General features: G+C 46.1%; 15 protein-coding genes. 3 read left to right on the forward strand and 12 right to left on the reverse strand.

Annotated features, from left to right (window positions below; genetic code table 11):
* Positions 1 to 366 precede the first annotated feature (366 nt).
* Complete coding sequence (locus tag ACSQ8O_RS20395; protein WP_436243153.1) at positions 367 to 714, forward strand: DUF3889 domain-containing protein; 348 nt, start codon at positions 367 to 369, stop codon at positions 712 to 714.
* Here ACSQ8O_RS20395 and ACSQ8O_RS20400 read toward each other — a convergent pair.
* The 7 genes from ACSQ8O_RS20400 to ACSQ8O_RS20430 all read right to left on the reverse strand — a co-directional run bounded on the left by ACSQ8O_RS20400 (position 709) and on the right by ACSQ8O_RS20430 (position 8982).
* Positions 709 to 2028, reverse strand: coding sequence for a replication-associated recombination protein A (locus ACSQ8O_RS20400; RefSeq protein ID WP_436243154.1), 1320 nt, complete (start codon positions 2026 to 2028; stop codon positions 709 to 711). The two genes, ACSQ8O_RS20395 and ACSQ8O_RS20400, sit on opposite strands and share 6 nt — an antisense overlap.
* Positions 2029 to 2154: 126 nt before the next feature.
* Complete coding sequence (locus ACSQ8O_RS20405; RefSeq protein WP_436243155.1) at positions 2155 to 3684, reverse strand: MFS transporter; 1530 nt, start codon at positions 3682 to 3684, stop codon at positions 2155 to 2157.
* 12 nt (positions 3685 to 3696) lie between these two features.
* Positions 3697 to 4224, reverse strand: a complete 528-nt coding sequence (locus tag ACSQ8O_RS20410; RefSeq protein WP_436243156.1) for a PadR family transcriptional regulator — start codon at positions 4222 to 4224, stop codon at positions 3697 to 3699.
* 143 nt (positions 4225 to 4367) lie between these two features.
* Entirely contained in the window at positions 4368 to 5126 is a 759-nt protein-coding gene (locus tag ACSQ8O_RS20415; protein WP_436243157.1) for a tRNA threonylcarbamoyladenosine dehydratase, read from the reverse strand.
* 24 nt (positions 5127 to 5150) lie between these two features.
* On the reverse strand, positions 5151 to 6932 hold the full coding sequence (aspS, locus tag ACSQ8O_RS20420) for an aspartate--tRNA ligase (protein WP_436243158.1): 1782 nt from the start codon (positions 6930 to 6932) through the stop codon (positions 5151 to 5153).
* A 43-nt stretch (positions 6933 to 6975) separates the two neighbouring features.
* Entirely contained in the window at positions 6976 to 8241 is a 1266-nt protein-coding gene (gene hisS / locus ACSQ8O_RS20425; protein WP_436243159.1) for a histidine--tRNA ligase, read from the reverse strand.
* A gap of 432 nt (positions 8242 to 8673) precedes the next feature.
* Complete coding sequence (locus ACSQ8O_RS20430; RefSeq protein WP_236290102.1) at positions 8674 to 8982, reverse strand: winged helix-turn-helix transcriptional regulator; 309 nt, start codon at positions 8980 to 8982, stop codon at positions 8674 to 8676.
* Between the two features lie 157 nt (positions 8983 to 9139).
* Between ACSQ8O_RS20430 and ACSQ8O_RS20435 the strand changes: the two genes are divergently transcribed.
* Both ACSQ8O_RS20435 and ACSQ8O_RS20440 read left to right on the forward strand, forming a co-directional pair.
* Positions 9140 to 9532, forward strand: coding sequence for a DoxX family protein (locus ACSQ8O_RS20435; RefSeq protein ID WP_436243160.1), 393 nt, complete (start codon positions 9140 to 9142; stop codon positions 9530 to 9532).
* A gap of 299 nt (positions 9533 to 9831) precedes the next feature.
* A complete protein-coding gene (locus tag ACSQ8O_RS20440) occupies positions 9832 to 10152 on the forward strand; it encodes a hypothetical protein (protein ID WP_436243161.1) in 321 nt (106 codons plus the stop codon).
* A 99-nt stretch (positions 10153 to 10251) separates the two neighbouring features.
* Here ACSQ8O_RS20440 and ACSQ8O_RS20445 read toward each other — a convergent pair whose 3' ends face one another.
* From ACSQ8O_RS20445 to ACSQ8O_RS20465, 5 genes are all read right to left on the reverse strand, one after another.
* A complete protein-coding gene (locus ACSQ8O_RS20445; protein ID WP_235550378.1) occupies positions 10252 to 12216 on the reverse strand; it encodes an FAD-dependent oxidoreductase in 1965 nt (654 codons plus the stop codon).
* A 135-nt stretch (positions 12217 to 12351) separates the two neighbouring features.
* Positions 12352 to 12525, reverse strand: a complete 174-nt coding sequence (locus tag ACSQ8O_RS20450; protein ID WP_157256822.1) for a hypothetical protein — start codon at positions 12523 to 12525, stop codon at positions 12352 to 12354.
* 84 nt (positions 12526 to 12609) lie between these two features.
* Positions 12610 to 13050, reverse strand: coding sequence for a D-aminoacyl-tRNA deacylase (dtd, locus tag ACSQ8O_RS20455; protein WP_436243162.1), 441 nt, complete (start codon positions 13048 to 13050; stop codon positions 12610 to 12612).
* A gap of 22 nt (positions 13051 to 13072) precedes the next feature.
* A complete protein-coding gene (locus tag ACSQ8O_RS20460) occupies positions 13073 to 15259 on the reverse strand; it encodes a RelA/SpoT family protein (protein ID WP_056610433.1) in 2187 nt (728 codons plus the stop codon).
* Between the two features lie 183 nt (positions 15260 to 15442).
* Complete coding sequence (locus ACSQ8O_RS20465) at positions 15443 to 15955, reverse strand: adenine phosphoribosyltransferase (RefSeq protein ID WP_057311658.1); 513 nt, start codon at positions 15953 to 15955, stop codon at positions 15443 to 15445.
* Between the last annotated feature and the right edge of the window lie 8 nt (positions 15956 to 15963).

The following is a 15963-nucleotide window of genomic DNA, read 5'->3' on the forward strand; positions in this document are numbered from 1 at the left end:
ATTCTGCCCCATTTGGCTATATTTGCATAAATGGTCGAAATTAACTGGAAGAAATCCAGCTAATTGGATTTTGAAAGTACATTCCCAAGAATTAGCTGTACAAAATGCATCTAATCGCTGCAAAGAGCGCCAAGTAACTCAAAGTAGCCTCATTTAACACCATGCAGCGATTCATCAAAGGAAGTTTCATACTGGTGAACCTCGCTACAGCCTTAAGCTACGAGTTAACCACGAGGGATCTTACTTTACAACCATGCTTTTTACTGTTATTTACCGTGCACCAAGACGCATGCAAGCTCCCACTGTCGCACACGCTAAGCTCGAAAGGTGTGAGCGATACTGAGCAAAATCATAGCTATTTTACTCATGTTTGGCTTGAGCTGGGTTGGATCTTCACCTGCACTTGCAGTAGACACCAACCAACATGGCAAAAGCGGTCATACCGTAAGAGCGCCCATACAGGACCCCTCTTATGCCAAGTGGAGCCATCTTGCTTTTCAAGAAGCCGGTAAGGTGTATACGTTGCTTGATTACAAATACATTGGAAAGTCCAACGTAGCACCGGGTGTCGTACAACAGCAGTTCCGCTTCTGGGTCAAAAAGGATGGCGCTGAATTCCCACTCATCGTCTCCATTCGTTATGATCCCGTTACAGAAAAGGTATTTACCATTCTAATGGAGCAAGAAAATAGAGGGACTCTACGGATTCTATGAATCTGTAGGCGTCCCTCTTCTTTTGTGCTGATTTAACTTCATCTTCTCTTCTGTGCCTTGATTCGTTGCCGCGAAAATCACTTCATGCTGAATTTCATCCGGCAAGTACTGCTGGCGCACATAATGCCCCGGGTAATTATGCGGATACATATAGCCTTTATGACCAAGCTTCTCCGCACCTTTGTAATGTGTATCGCGAAGGTGCAACGGAACTTCGGCTGATTTCACCCGCTCCATCAACTCCTGTGCACGCATGATGGCAAGTGGAATCGAGTTGGACTTCGGACTTTCCACCGCGAATAAAATTGCCTGGGAAATGATGTACTTCGATTCCGGCCAGCCGATCTTATGGTACGCATCCATCGCCGTAACTGACTGGACCATCGCCTGCGGATTGGCGAGTCCGATATCTTCGCTGCAAGCGACGATCAGACGCCGCAGGAAGGTCATAGGATCCATGCCGAGCTTCTCGACGGCATAGAGGAACCAGAACAGCGCGGCGTCGCTAGAGCCGCGCACGCTCTTGTGAAAGGCGGACAAGACGTCATACTGCGTCGACTCGTCCGCTTTCACGATCGGGCGGCGGATCGACTCCTCCGCCACCTCGCGTGTGATATGAACCGTGCCGTCCGGTTCAGGAGAAGTCGTCAGCGCTGCGAGCTCCAGCGCGTTCAGGGATCGGCGGATGTCGCCATTGGCCATCTGCCCGATGTGCTGCAGCGCCTCCTCGTCCACTTGGAGGCGCATGAAGCCGAGCCCCTTCACGGGATCGGCGATGGCTCTTCGCATGGCGATGAGCGCATGCTCCGCCGTGAGCGGCTCGAGCTGAAACAGCGTCGAGCGCGACAAGAGGGCCCCGTTCACATGGTGAAAGGGGTTCTCTGTTGTCGCCCCGATGAAGATGAGGATGCCCTGCTCCACAGCAGGAAGCAGCGCATCCTGCCTCGACGTGTTAAAGCGATGGACTTCGTCCAGAAACAGGGTCGTTTTACGACCATACATCGCTTTGGTGCTTTTGGCCAGCTCAATGATTTCACGGACGTCCTTCACGGAAGCATCAACCGCGTTGAGCTTCATAAATTCGCCTTGGGTTCGGTTCGCAATAATATTCGCTAACGTCGTCTTCCCTGTCCCTGGAGGTCCGTAGAGAAGAATCGACGTCACTTGATCAGCCTCAATCGCCCGTCTGAGGAGCTTGCCTTTGCCAACAATTTGTTCTTGGCCGATATATTCATCCAATGTCGTTGGTCGCATCCGGTCGGCAAGCAGCTTGCCCACTGGATCTTGGGATGACGCATATGTAAACAAATCCATGATTAGTTTCCTTTACTTGGTGCTAAAAGTTGGTCTGTCCATTATACCTTGCCTCGATTGGCCTGTCATGTCTAGTCAAACAAAAGCTCCTCCAATGCGCTTGGATTACGCATGGAGGAGCTATATTTAATGCGAAACAACAGGCTCGCTTTTTGCATCCTGACGAGGTGCTGGGGCTGCGAAACGCAAGGGGCCTGCAATAAAGGCAGCACCTAACCCCACAACACCAAAGGCAATGCTTAGAATAAAGCCATGATTGATCGCTGTTCCTAGCGAGTCGCGCAGGAAGTTCAATGTCGCTGGAGACAGCTCCGAACCTGCACGTATCAATTGCTCTGGGTTCCCCAACGTAGCAAGTTTATCAAGCGGCATTTGATGCGCAGCAGCACCATCCTGGATGAGACTGCTGTAGTTATTGTTCACGATGGTCGCCATAATTGACGCACCTAGAACCCCGCCAATATTCCGCCAAAACCCAACGATCGAGGAGCTGACACCGATATATTTGCGGTCTACACTTTGCGCAACGGCATTTTGAGCCACACTCATTAAGGGTCCGATCGCACCAACGCCAAGAAGGACCATAAGCACGATCATGTAGAACATACTTGCATCATGACTAACTACGCTAAGCAGGTAACTTACAACAATACCCGCTGTCATACTGAAAGCGAACACAGCACGGAAGCTGAAATAACGCTGCAGGAACCCGAAGCCAACAGCACCAACCATTAAAGAAAACATCATAGGAGTCAGCAAACTATTCGAATTCGCATTTCCCAGAACCGCTGTTGAAAAAATAGGCAAATACGCAATAGCCGAAAACATAATCGCACCTTGACATAGACAAGCTAAGACGGTGGCCAGAACCATCCGATTTTTGAATAAAGGTAACGGAAGAATGGGTTCATGCGCTCGGCGCTCCACTTGAATAAACAAGAAGCCAATGACAACTGCGACAGCTAACAAACTAATGATTTGCCATGAGCTCCATGCGTAATCCTTCCCTCCGAACTCAAGGGCCAGCATAAGTGAAACGGTTGTTACAATGAGAAACAGCGTGCCCAGATAATCGATTTTCGGACGACGATCGGAGCGAGATTCTTTTAAAGCAAAAAACAAGACAAGGAACGACAATACGCCTAGCGGTAAATTCACATAGAAACACCAGCGCCAGCCCCATGATTCAGCCAAGAGCGTACCGATTTGCGGCCCGGCAACGGAAGAAAGTCCAAATATCCCTGCAAAGACGCCCGAAAGCTTAGCCGCCTGCTTAGGGTCGGCAAATATCGTGTAAATGATCGTAAACGAAATCGGGAAAATCGCTCCAGATCCGATACCTTGAATGGCCCGAAACACAATAAGTTGAGTCATATCCTGTGCCATTCCACATAATGCTGATCCAATCAGGAAGATTGAAATCCCAATCATGTAAAACAATTTTCTACCGAACATATCTGACAGCTTTCCGAATACTAGCATCGTGCTCGTGGAGGCAAGCATATAGGCGGTGAATACCCAGCTTATTTTATCAAACCCATTAATATCACTAATGATGTGGGAAATTGCCGCAGATGTCACAGTGTTATCCAGTGCGGACATGAGAAGGCCTAGAGCCATCGCCAAAATTATCAAACCTGTTTTCTTATTCGCCATTTCGAATTTACCTCACTTTTGTTCTACATTTTTCAACCGTGTTATTCCTTGTGTCAGGGTGTGAATCTGACTTTCTGAATTGTTGATGCCAATTTGAATGCAAATTTCCTGTGTTGGCGACATCTCAGGTTGGCAATCCACGTACAGCTTGCGTAACTGTTCCAAATTTACTTTTGTTCGCTTAAGGTACTCTTCTAACACGCCAACCATAATATCCGCCTCTACAAACTCGCCAAAAAACAATCGTGTCATCGCATCCGATTTGAATTCATTGTCTTCCACTGGACTATACATGTACTTTTTAAATTGATGCTGCCCCTCCTCCGTGATGGAATAGAGATTCTTATTCGGCCTGCCTTCTTGAATCACGCTTTCCTTGGTAATCAAGCCATCCTTCTCCATTTTGCTAAGCGTGGGATAAATCGTGCCGAAGCTCGCGTTATTAAAGTAGGATAGAACCGTCTCCATCTTGTGCTTGATGTCATATCCGGATAAGCTATGGTGCATTAATAAACCCAAAATCACATCTTGACTATTCATGCTGTGAATCCTCCATTTAGGTGGTAACTGTCTCGATCTCCTTACAATTTATCAGATCACATATATCGAGTCAATATATACTTTATTGATATATGTTAATTGATAAAAAAAGGGACACCCATTTTCACGGGTATCCCTCAATTCTATGATTTCTTCTTCGCACCAATCTCCAGCAAATCCTTCACAGCCGCACTCACCATGATAAGTCCCGCTACAGGAGGTACAAAAGAATTACTCGCAGGCGGTTGCTGCGCCTTACGTCTATCTGGTGCATCCGCAGGCACGATTTGTTCCGTAACGTCTTCCCGTGGCTTCATCGGTTCTTCCATCGAGAATACGACCTTCACGCCCTTCTTAATGCCCTCTTTACGTAATCTTTGGCGAATTACGCGTGCGATTGGATCCATACTTGTCTTCGAAATATCAGCAATTCTAAATTGAGTTGGATCCATTTTGTTCGCAGCACCCATACAGGAGATCATTGGGATTTTGCGCTCAAGACATTGCTTGATCAGATGAATCTTGTAGGAAATCGTATCACTTGCGTCGAGCACATAGTCAATCGGATAAGCGAATACTTGCTCATACGTTTCTTCTGTGTAAAACATCCGGAGAGAAATAACTTCACACTCGGGGTTTATCAAAAGGATACGGTCCCGCATCAGATCAGCCTTAGGCTGACCTACTGTTGTCGTAAGCGCATGGATCTGACGGTTGATATTCGTGATATCGACAACATCCTTGTCGATCAGAATTAAGCGTCCAACGCCAGATCGTGCTAAAGCTTCAGCCGCGATGGAGCCGACACCGCCAATACCAAGTACAACAACGGTACTATTTTTCATGATTTCAAGACCCTCAGGGCCTATCGCGAGTTCAGTTCTCGAAAATTGGTGAAGCATGGGAACACTTCCTCTTCAAAGTTCTTAGGCTTTCGCAGCAGGCTGCTTAAGCGCTAAGCGAATCGATAGTTGTTCTAGTTGTTTATCATCAACAGTTCCCGGAGCGTCCATCAACAAGTCTGTTGCGCTAGCTGTTTTCGGGAATGCGATCGTTTCTCTTAGGTTCGTACGACCTGTGATTAACATCACCAAACGGTCAAATCCGAAGGCAAAGCCACCATGTGGAGGCGTACCGTATTCAAATGCTTCCAGCAAGAAGCCGAATTGTTCATACGCTTCTTCTTTGGAGAAGCCTAGCGCTGCGAACATTTTCTCTTGCACATCACGTTGGTAAATCCGCATGGATCCGCCGCCTACTTCATAGCCGTTCAAGACTAGATCGTATGCTTGCGCGCGAATTTGACCTGGATCTGTATCGAAGAAATGAATGTCGTCTTCGTTCGGACGTGTGAACGGATGGTGTTCCGCTACATAACGTTTCGCTTCTTCGTCATATCCAAGAAGTGGGAAGTCTACAACCCATGCATATTTGAATACCGAATCATCGATAAGTCCTAGTTGACGACCGATTTTCAGACGAAGGTTACCCAATACATCAGCAACGACTTTCTTCTTGTCGGCAGAGAATAATAGAAGATCTCCCTCTTCCGCGCCTAAACGCTCGGTCAATGCAGCGATTTCAGCTTCGTTGAAGAATTTCACGATAGGCCCTTTGAATTCGCCGTCTTTCACTTGAATCCAAGCTAGACCTTTCGCGCCATAACGTGCTGCGAATGGAAGAAGATCGTCGATTTCTTTACGACTCCAAGTACCACAACCTTTGGCGTTAAGAGCTTTTACTTGGCCACCACCGTTTACAACGCTAGCAAATACTTGAACGCCAGAAGTGGAAACGATATCGGATACATCCTTCAGTTCAAGGTCAAAACGAAGATCAGGCTTATCTGAGCCATATTTCGCCATCGCGTCCGCATGTGTAATCCGTTGGAACGGACGAGGAATGTCAACATTCGCTGTTTCTTTCATCAGTTTCACAACAAGCTCTTCGAGAATCTCAAGAAGCTGATCCTGGGATAAGAAGGACGTCTCGATGTCGACTTGTGTAAACTCAGGTTGACGGTCTGCACGAAGATCTTCGTCGCGGAAGCAACGAGCGATTTGGTAGTAACGCTCAAGACCACTAACCATCAACAACTGTTTAAAGATTTGTGGGGATTGTGGAAGTGCAAAGAACTCACCAGGATGCACGCGGCTTGGTACCAAGTAATCACGTGCGCCTTCTGGTGTACTTTTCGTCAAGATCGGTGTTTCTACATCAATGAAGCCTTGGGAATCCAAGAAATTACGGAACACGTTGGATGCTTTGGAGCGCAGCATCAAGGTACGTTGCATTTCTGGACGACGCAGGTCTAGGTAACGATATTTCAAACGAACAGCTTCATCCACTTCTACGCCATCTTCAATGAAGAACGGAGGTGTTTTCGCTGCGTTCATGATTTCGATTTCTGTAACTTGAATTTCGATTTCACCTGTCGGGATGTTATTGTTCACTGTTTCAGCATCACGTTCTACGACTTTCCCTTTAACTGCAAGCACGTATTCATTACGTGCACGGTCTGCAATCGCCAATGCGTCGCCAGAGAAATTCGGGCTAAACACCGTTTGTATTAAGCCACTGCGGTCACGTAGATCGATGAAAAGAAGGCCGCCAAAGTCGCGTCTTACTTGCACCCACCCATTAAGTATTACTGTTTCGCCTACATGGGCTTTTGTTAGCTGCCCACAATGATGTGTTTTGAGCATCATGATTGTTATTTCCTCCTCGTAGTGTCCATATTGGTGTAGTTGTCTATTCGAATAGTGTCTTTGCAGCGTTTGAAGCAAGATCCACTAAACTTAGCGTGATTTGATTTCCTGTTTCCATCTTCTTCAGCGTAATTTCGCCGCGTGCCAACTCATCGTCACCAAGAATCGCCACATAGGTTGCTTGGAAACGATCAGCGGACTTCATTTGAGCCTTCATTTTGCGGCCCTGATAGTCCTTCTCTGCTTTTAACCCTTGAACTCTAAGCTGGTGCAGAAGTTTTGTAACTTCTTTCTCCGCGGCTTCGCCTAGACCAATCAAGTACACATCCAGCGGCTCGGGTTTCGGAATTTCAACCCCTTGCGCTTGCAGTACAAGCAGAATACGCTCTAGACCAAGACCTAAGCCTACACCTGGTTGATCTGTACCATGGCCACCGATTTGTTCGACTAGACCATTGTAGCGTCCGCCCCCGCCAATCGTGTCTATTGCACCGATACCTGCTGCTTTATATTCAAACGCAGTGTGCGTGTAGTAATCCAGACCGCGCACAAGACGAGGGTTAATACGGTACGGAATCTCCATCGCTGTTAAGTGCTCTTGCACTTGTGCAAAGTGAGTGCTGCACTCTTCATCCAAGAACTCAAGGATATCAGGTGCGCCTACACCATACTTTTGATCGATTTTGCAATCGAGAATACGCATTGGATTACGGTCGTAGCGCGACTGACAATCCTTACATAGCTGATCCTTCACTCGGGCAAAGAAAGCCTGCAGCTGCTCACGATAAGCCGTTCTAACCGCAGGTGTACCCACGGAGTTAACCTCCACGGTTACCTCTTTGAGTCCAATCTCTTTATAGAACGTGTAGCCAAGCGCGATCACCTCGGCATCAATACTTGGATCCACGGATCCGAATGCTTCAATACCGAACTGATGAAACTGGCGGTATCTCCCCGCTTGCGGCTGTTCATAGCGGAACATAGGTCCCACATAAAACAACTTTGTCAGATCAGGGATACCATACAGTTTGTTTTCCACATACGCTCTAACGACCCCCGCCGTACCTTCAGGGCGAAGCGTCATGCTGCGATCACCTTTATCAAGAAAGGTATACATTTCTTTTTCGACGATATCTGTCGTTTCTCCAACCCCGCGCGAAAAAAGCTCAGTACTCTCGAAAATTGGTGAACGGATTTCTTTGTAATTAAAACGTTGACACAAGTCTCTCGCTTTGGATTCTAGGTACTGCCATTTCTCCACCTCGCCTGGAAGCAGATCTTGTGTACCTTTCGGCTTCTGAATACTCATCGAAGTAACCTCCCTTTTTCTCTACTTACGCGCCTTTCTAAAAGCAAAAAATCTCCCATCCCCGACTATACGTCAGGGACGAGAGATTTGATTAACAAATTCACCCGTGGTACCACCCACATTCAGCATGCTATGTTTTCTGCTTACGCAATCAAACACATTTTGCTCTTTGCGGTTAACGCCCGCTATTCGCACAACTACTACTTAGCACATGAGCTCATGGCTGTTCCCAGTTGGTCCTCGGGGAGGTCTGTTCATTCGCTCATCATGGGAAGCTTGCAGCCTAGGCTTCCTTCTCTGTACATGTGGGGTCGAATTACTGTGTCCCTTCAATGGATCGCATTCTTATGGAATTACATTATGGTTATTGTAAACATTGGTAAGGGCAAAGTCAAGAGACAACCATACTTACTATGCATTCTCAACTTATATTTAGTTAAAAGAGTCCGCCCATTTCTGTACCTCATCCATAACAGGCTGAAGTCCTTTCCCTTTAGGCGTTAATTCATACTCAATCCGTACTGGCGTCTCTGGATAAACATGTCGAATAATAATCTCCGCAGCTTCGAGCTCCTTGAATCTTTCCGATAGCATGCGATCACTCATACTTGGAATTAATACAGAGATATCTTTAAACCGCTTAGGCCCAGATAGCAACACATTCACGATAAGTCCTGTCCAACGTTTTCCCAGAAGTTCGAATGCATGCTCGAATTTGGGACATAGTTGATCGTTTTCCATCTTAATCATCTCCTTCGAGTTCTTGCCGATTACGGCATCAAACACTTCTGTAAGAACTATTTTATCATAGTCGCTTGACAAAAGTAAGTGCTTCGTAATAATATACTAACATAAAGTAAGTTGTTAAACAAAATATATTTAAAGAGGAGATGTTAGTATGGCATTAGGACTATTGATTATTCGTTTGGTGATTGGGTTAACGATGGCGGCACATGGTACACAGAAATTGTTTGGTTGGTTTGGTGGTTACGGACCTAGAGGTACAGGCGGATTCTTCGAATCCATCGGTATCAAACCAGGTGTCATGATGGCGGTCGTTGCTGGTTTAATAGAGTTAGGTGGCGGTCTGCTCTTCGCCGCTGGTTTATGGACAGAAGTTGGCGCGGCTCTTATTATTATTACAATGATTATGGCTATTATTAAAGTTCATGGCAAAAACGGATACTGGGTAACCTCAAATGGATTTGAATATAATCTAGCCTTACTAGTCATTGCGCTTGGCGTTGCATTAATCGGTGCTGGTGACTATTCCATAGATGCAATTATGTAATAAATGAGTTCGCAAACCGTCCAGCTTAGGCTGTGGCGGTTTTTCTTTGTATACAAAGAAAATAGCCTGCAGCACGAGGCAGCAGGCTTTCAAAAGTTTATATTTTAAAGGGGGTCGACTATTAGTATATCCCTCCTAGATTAAAGGAACATGAAGCTCTTATTACAATTTGATTACACCAAAATCCCGTTAACTTTCAAGCATTTTCATTTCGTTTCATCCGTATATTCATCCTATTTTCACATATACATGTACAACAAGGCGGATGGCCTTGAATATAACATCTGGAGGCTGTAACAATGACACTACAAAACGAGTTTCAAGAGGAACGTCAAGATCTCGTGGTGCTTTTCTCTGAGGAATCCGAAACCGAAGCCGAAACTGCTGACGATCAAACTGCTGACGAAGAAGCAGCCGAAGAAGAGGCCATTGAAGAGTCAGATACGGATGCTGAAGAATCGGAAGAAGAAGCGGCTGATGAGGAAGAAGCAGAAGCTGAGGAATCAGAGGAAGCTGAAAGTGAAGAATCCGCAGACGAGGAGGCAGAAGCTGCCGACGACGAAGAAGCAGAGGAATCCGCTGAAGCAGAAGCGGACGAAGAAGCTGCCGAAGAAGACTGAGAAATGTAACCGCAACCATCCTATCTGTCATAGCCAACTACAAACTAAGAGCCTTACAGCCACATCTACTGCGGCAATAAGGCTCTTTATTGATGTATGCTAAGGCTTACCTGTCAAACCAATCTTAACGTCACGAATCATCATGTACGTGTCTGCATTGGTCAGTTTTTGCTTATCTGCAATGCCATTAATCGTAGCTTCTGTTAGCAGTTTCCCCTCTACGAGCTTCGCTTGCGCTTCAGCAGCCGTGCCCTTAATACCAAGAGCTTGCGTGAAGGTATAGCTTGCTTGCTCAAGAGTCAAAGGAATTTTATCCGCATTGTCCACCTTAGCTATGGCTTGGTTAACGTCTCCTGCAAATGCATCCGGCTTCATCTTCCTTGCGCCACCAACCACATTGACCATTCGTTTAGGATTAGCCGCGTCGTCAAGGCGGAAGTTATTATCGTAAGCACCAGATGCTAGTCCGAGCATCATCGCCGTTTTCAAGCCCTCGAATGACTTATGTTCCATAAATGGCTGCGGCTTAATGGTCATCGGCTGAACTTCCATGCCTTGCTTATTAAGCTGAGCCTGCAGCTTTGCTATCATGTCCTTGGATGCTGAAATCTGACGGAACGTCATATTCTCCGCTTTTGCCAAACTCACCGCAGCTCCAGCCGCCTCACCCTCTGCCATGCCCGTCGGCATAACGCGAGCACTTCCATGTGGAAGTGTATCGTAACTTGCCGCTCTACCTACAACGAGCAAGCCATCAATCTTCTGTGGAACGATGCTGCGGAACGGAATCGCATATTGTTTCGGCTTACACACGACATTACCTGAGTCTGTAGGCGCTATACGCTGGATATCCACGGGGTAAGACCCGAAGCCGATGCGATCCCACTGATCTGCATTTGTACAAACATCGACGATACTCAATCGGTATTCGCCCTGCATATGTCGAGTCTCCCTCACATAAAGCTCTGGTGCTGAACCATCGAGCTCAACGGATGAGAATTCCGGGAACGTTTTCTGCATATAAGCAACAATATTCGGCAGTTCCTTCTTCCCAATATCGAATGCTTCTTGAACCGATTTCGGATCAAAGGTATCTACGCCAAAAATCTGCAAGGCATTAATAAGCACCGTATTGTTATTTTGCCTCCCCATATTGAGGCCTCTCATTTTGGCTCTTTCCTTGTTAAGTGCAGGATAATTGCTCATTTCACTGTATCCAAATACACTCACATCGGTAACACCCGTACCTGAATTGTCATCCCCATTCAATCGATTGGCCATCAATTTCCATACTTCAGGTGTGACATTCTTCAAACGAAAAGCCAGCGTGACGGCCATTTTCGATTTTGGATCTCCGATATCTTCATGTCCCATTGTAAAAGGAACCCCTGCTGCTGCTGCGAAGTCACCATCTTGTGTCGCATCAATGACTGAAGCAGCTTTGACAACTTGCGTGCTGCCATTTTCAAGTGTTATCGTCGCACCCTGCACCGCATTTTTATTTTGCGAAAGCAGTGGGTCTATCTTCTTGGTTTTCATCAAGACATCAATATTCTTTTCATTCTTTACGGCATCGTAGAAGGCATTGGCCGCTGTATTCACATCGAAGGAATCGCCTTCCGTTTTGGCATACCATTCCGAGAAATACCCTTTATTCCAGACATCATCCTTGCCGAGCAAGGTTTTGCTTGTGGAATAATTCATATCCAAGGAATTAATCCAGCCGAGTGTCATTAATCCGCCAAAAATCTCACGATCCCGGCCATCGACTAACAGTGTGCTCAATCCATTTCGAGCTGATGAAACCGCAGCTGCTACGCCCTCCGGGTCTGTTCCAATTACAATGACATCATAGGCTTCTTTCGCCTTTTTTACCGATTTCACTTCTTCAAGGGCTTGTTGCTGATCACTATGTCCTTTGGCGTTCTTATGGTGATTATATTGATAGTACATGGCGGCCGTTGCAGCAACCAGCGTAAGTACAATCAATACTACCATTAACCATAGCCAACCTCTGGATGTGGATTTGTTGCGATTCGAATTTGCCATTACGACTTTAAGCACCCACCTTATCTCCTGCATGTCTTACAATAATTCCATAGGCTAGTTTACCACAATTTGATGGAGGAGAGAAATTCTGCCTTCGGCACAAATAAAACCACGCAAGGCTGACGAACAGCGCACACGTGGTTTTATGAATTACCGGAACGATTTCTTTGGGATACTTTTCATTTTTTCCTGATCAGAAGTGAATTCTGCACTAATTTCAACATCCGCAAAAGCATTTCCTTGACTCATCCGCTCAGCCATAGAGGAATGGAAAAGTTGCTGTATAGGGGCAGTCATCATCTTTTCTTTTATGGATTGACGCATCTGTAGGCTCCTAACCGCTAGTTTATACATGTATAGTATAACCAATGACTAGGCTGCCTATCCTGAATCCTTCTCCCAAATAGCTTATTTACTATCGATCATCAAGGTAACAGGTCCCCAATTCGTTAGGGAAACATCCATCATTTCACCAAATGCACCCGTTTCAACTTGTAACCCCTGCTCTCTGAGCAATCTGTTGAATTCCTGATACAACGGTTCCGCTTGTTCAGGCCTTGCTGCTGACATGAAATTTGGCCGTTTGCCTTTACGACAATCTCCATATAGCGTAAATTGTGACACAGACAAGATAGCCCCGCCAGTCTCAAGGACAGACAAATTCATTTTACCTGTTTTATCTTCAAAAATTCGAAGCCCGGCCACTTTATCTGCAAGATACTTCGCATCGTGTTCGGTATCTTCATGGGTTATGCCAACCAATAGCATGAGCCCCTGCTCAATGCGACCGATAGTTTGATTATTGACGGTGACTTCCGCATTCTTACAACGTTGAACAACAACTCTCATCGTTCCTAAATCCCCTTAGTAACTAGGTCTGCATAATCCGTTGAACCGAATAAATATCTTTGACGCGTTTTATTTTTTCTACAACGGACTGTAGGTGGTCGATATTTTTAATCAAAATCGTCATGTGAATCGTCGCCATTTTGTTCTTATCGGAACGCCCAGAAACAGCTGAAATCATCGTCTTGCTCTCCGAAACAGCTTGCAGCACTTCGTTTAAGAAACCGCGGCGATCATGGCCTGTTATCTCAATTTCCACATTGAAATTAGACTCAACGGCCTCTGCCCAATCCACTTCAATAACCCGTTCTTCCTCGCCCATACTCGTTGGAATGTTCGTGCAATCCGAGCGATGGACAGAAACGCCGCGCCCGCGAGTAATATAGCCAATAATGAAATCCCCAGGAACTGGATTGCAGCAACGAGCAAATCGGACAAGCAAGTTATCTACACCTTTGACGCGTACACCGTTTGTAGGACGGCTTTTGCGCTCCGAGGATACAGGTGCTTTGACCTCTTTCACTTCACTGCTTAGCTTAATAATCTGGGCTTCTTCCGCTTCCTTACGCAGCTTCTCTGTTAGCTTGGTACATATTTGTGCTGCCGTTATGCCACCAAAGCCAACCGCTGAGAGCATGTCTTCAATATCGCTAAAATTAAACTTCTTCGCCGCTTCTAGCATTTTATCATCGCTCATTAAGGTTGGAGGATCGATGGCTAAGCGTTTAAGCTCTCGTTCAATCATATCCTTACCTTTTTCAACGTTCTCTTCACGCTTTTCTTTCTTAAACCACTGCTTAATTTTACTGCGTGCGTGGGAGGATTGAGCGATTTTGATCCAATCTTGACTTGGCCCATAGGAATGCTTAGAAGTTAGGATTTCAATAATATCACCGGTTTTGAGCTTATGATCGAGCGGGACGATCCGTGAATTGACTTTGGCACCAATGGTACGGTTGCCGATTTCTGTATGAATCCGATAAGCAAAATCCAACGGAACTGCGCCAGCTGGAAGCTCGATGACTTCCCCTTTTGGCGTAAATACGAAAACAAGATCCGAGAAGAAATCCATCTTCATGGATTCCATGAATTCAGACGCATCGTTCGTTTCATGCTGAAGCTCCAGAATTTCACGGAACCAGCTCATTTTATCCTCGAAGGTACCCGATGGGACAACAGTGCCGCCTTCTTTGTAAGCCCAATGTGCGGCGATCCCGAACTCGGAGGTACGATGCATTTCCCAAGTACGGATCTGAACCTCTAACGGCTCACCCTTCGGCCCAATAACGGTCGTGTGCAAGGATTGATACATATTCGGCTTCGGCATCGCAATATAATCCTTGAAACGGCCAGGCATCGGTTTCCATAACGTATGAATGATACCCAAAGAAGCATAGCAATCTTTAATGCCGTCAACAATGACGCGTAAAGCCATGAGATCGTAGATCTCGTTAAATTGCTTGCCGCGGGAGCTCATTTTTTTGTAAATGCTGTAGAGATGCTTCGGTCTTCCCGAAATATCCCCCTGAATCCCCATCTCATCTAACTTCTCTTTGATGCTGTGAATGACATCTTCAATGTATTGCTCACGCTCAGTCCGTTTCTTCTGCATGAGATTCACAATCCGATAGTATTGCTGCGGATTCAAATAACGGAGGGCAATGTCCTCCATCTCCCATTTGATTGTGGAAATACCGAGTCGATGGGCAATCGGGCAGAAAATCTCCAGCGTTTCTTCCGCAATGCGGCGCTGGCTTTCTTCCGATTGATACTTGAGTGTCCGCATGTTATGCAGACGATCCGCGAGCTTAATCAGAATTACCCGAATATCCTGCGCCATCGCAACGAACATTTTGCGGTAATTCTCATTTTGCTGCTCTTCTTTGGATTTGAACTTAATGCGCTCCAGCTTCGTCAAACCATCAACGAGCATCGCACAGGTTTTCCCGAATTTATCTAGAACAGTTTCGAGTGAAACTGTCGTGTCTTCAACCACATCATGCAGAAGTGCGGCGATCACCGAAGTGACATCCATCTGCATGTTCACCAATATATCTGCAACAGCGAGTGGATGCAGAATATAGGGCTCACCCGATTTGCGTACTTGGCCATGATGGGCTTCATCCGCGAATTCATAGGCCTCCCGAATCCTCTGCAAATCATTCTCTTTCAGATAGGTGGCGGCCTTTTCCAGCAGCTGCTCTATACCCATGCATTACCCATTCCCTTTAGTCGATTTTTATTCATTATGCCTGCTAGTCAGGCCCCTCGTCAACTATTCACGTACAGGCTTCGACAAAAAGCATCATAGCTGCCGCAAACACATCACATTTACTCCTTAGAATGCTATGAAAAAGAGAATCGAATAACGAACATTCGATTCTCCAACCCTGTCTTAATATTGAACAAGTGAAACGACATCAAAACCTTCGAATTTGCTGCGGCCATCCAAGTACGTAAGCTCGATTAAGAAAGCAGCTCCGACGATTTCTCCACCAAGCTGTTTGATCAAATCAACGGACGTTTGAATCGTTCCGCCTGTTGCAAGCAAGTCATCCGCAATAAGCACTTTCTGTCCAGGCTTAATGGCATCCTTGTGCATAGCCAACTTATCTTTGCCGTACTCTAGCGCATAATCCGCTTCGATCGTTTCGCCGGGCAATTTGCCACTTTTGCGAATTGGAATAAAGCCCACGCCGAGTGCTGTAGCCAGAGGGGCACCAATGACAAATCCACGCGCTTCCGGACCTGCAATTACGTCAATTTCCTTGTCTTGAATGAGTTGTTTTAATTGCTCGATGGCTTCTTTATACACAGGGCCATTCTGCAGCAGCGTCGTAATATCTTTAAAACGAATGCCTGGCTGTGGAAAATCCGGGATAACGCGGATATAATCTTTGAAATTCATATGATTTC

It is taken from the genome of Paenibacillus sp. LjRoot56 (genome assembly GCF_964253335.1).
Lineage (GTDB): Bacteria > Bacillota > Bacilli > Paenibacillales > NBRC-103111 > Paenibacillus_E > Paenibacillus_E allorhizoplanae.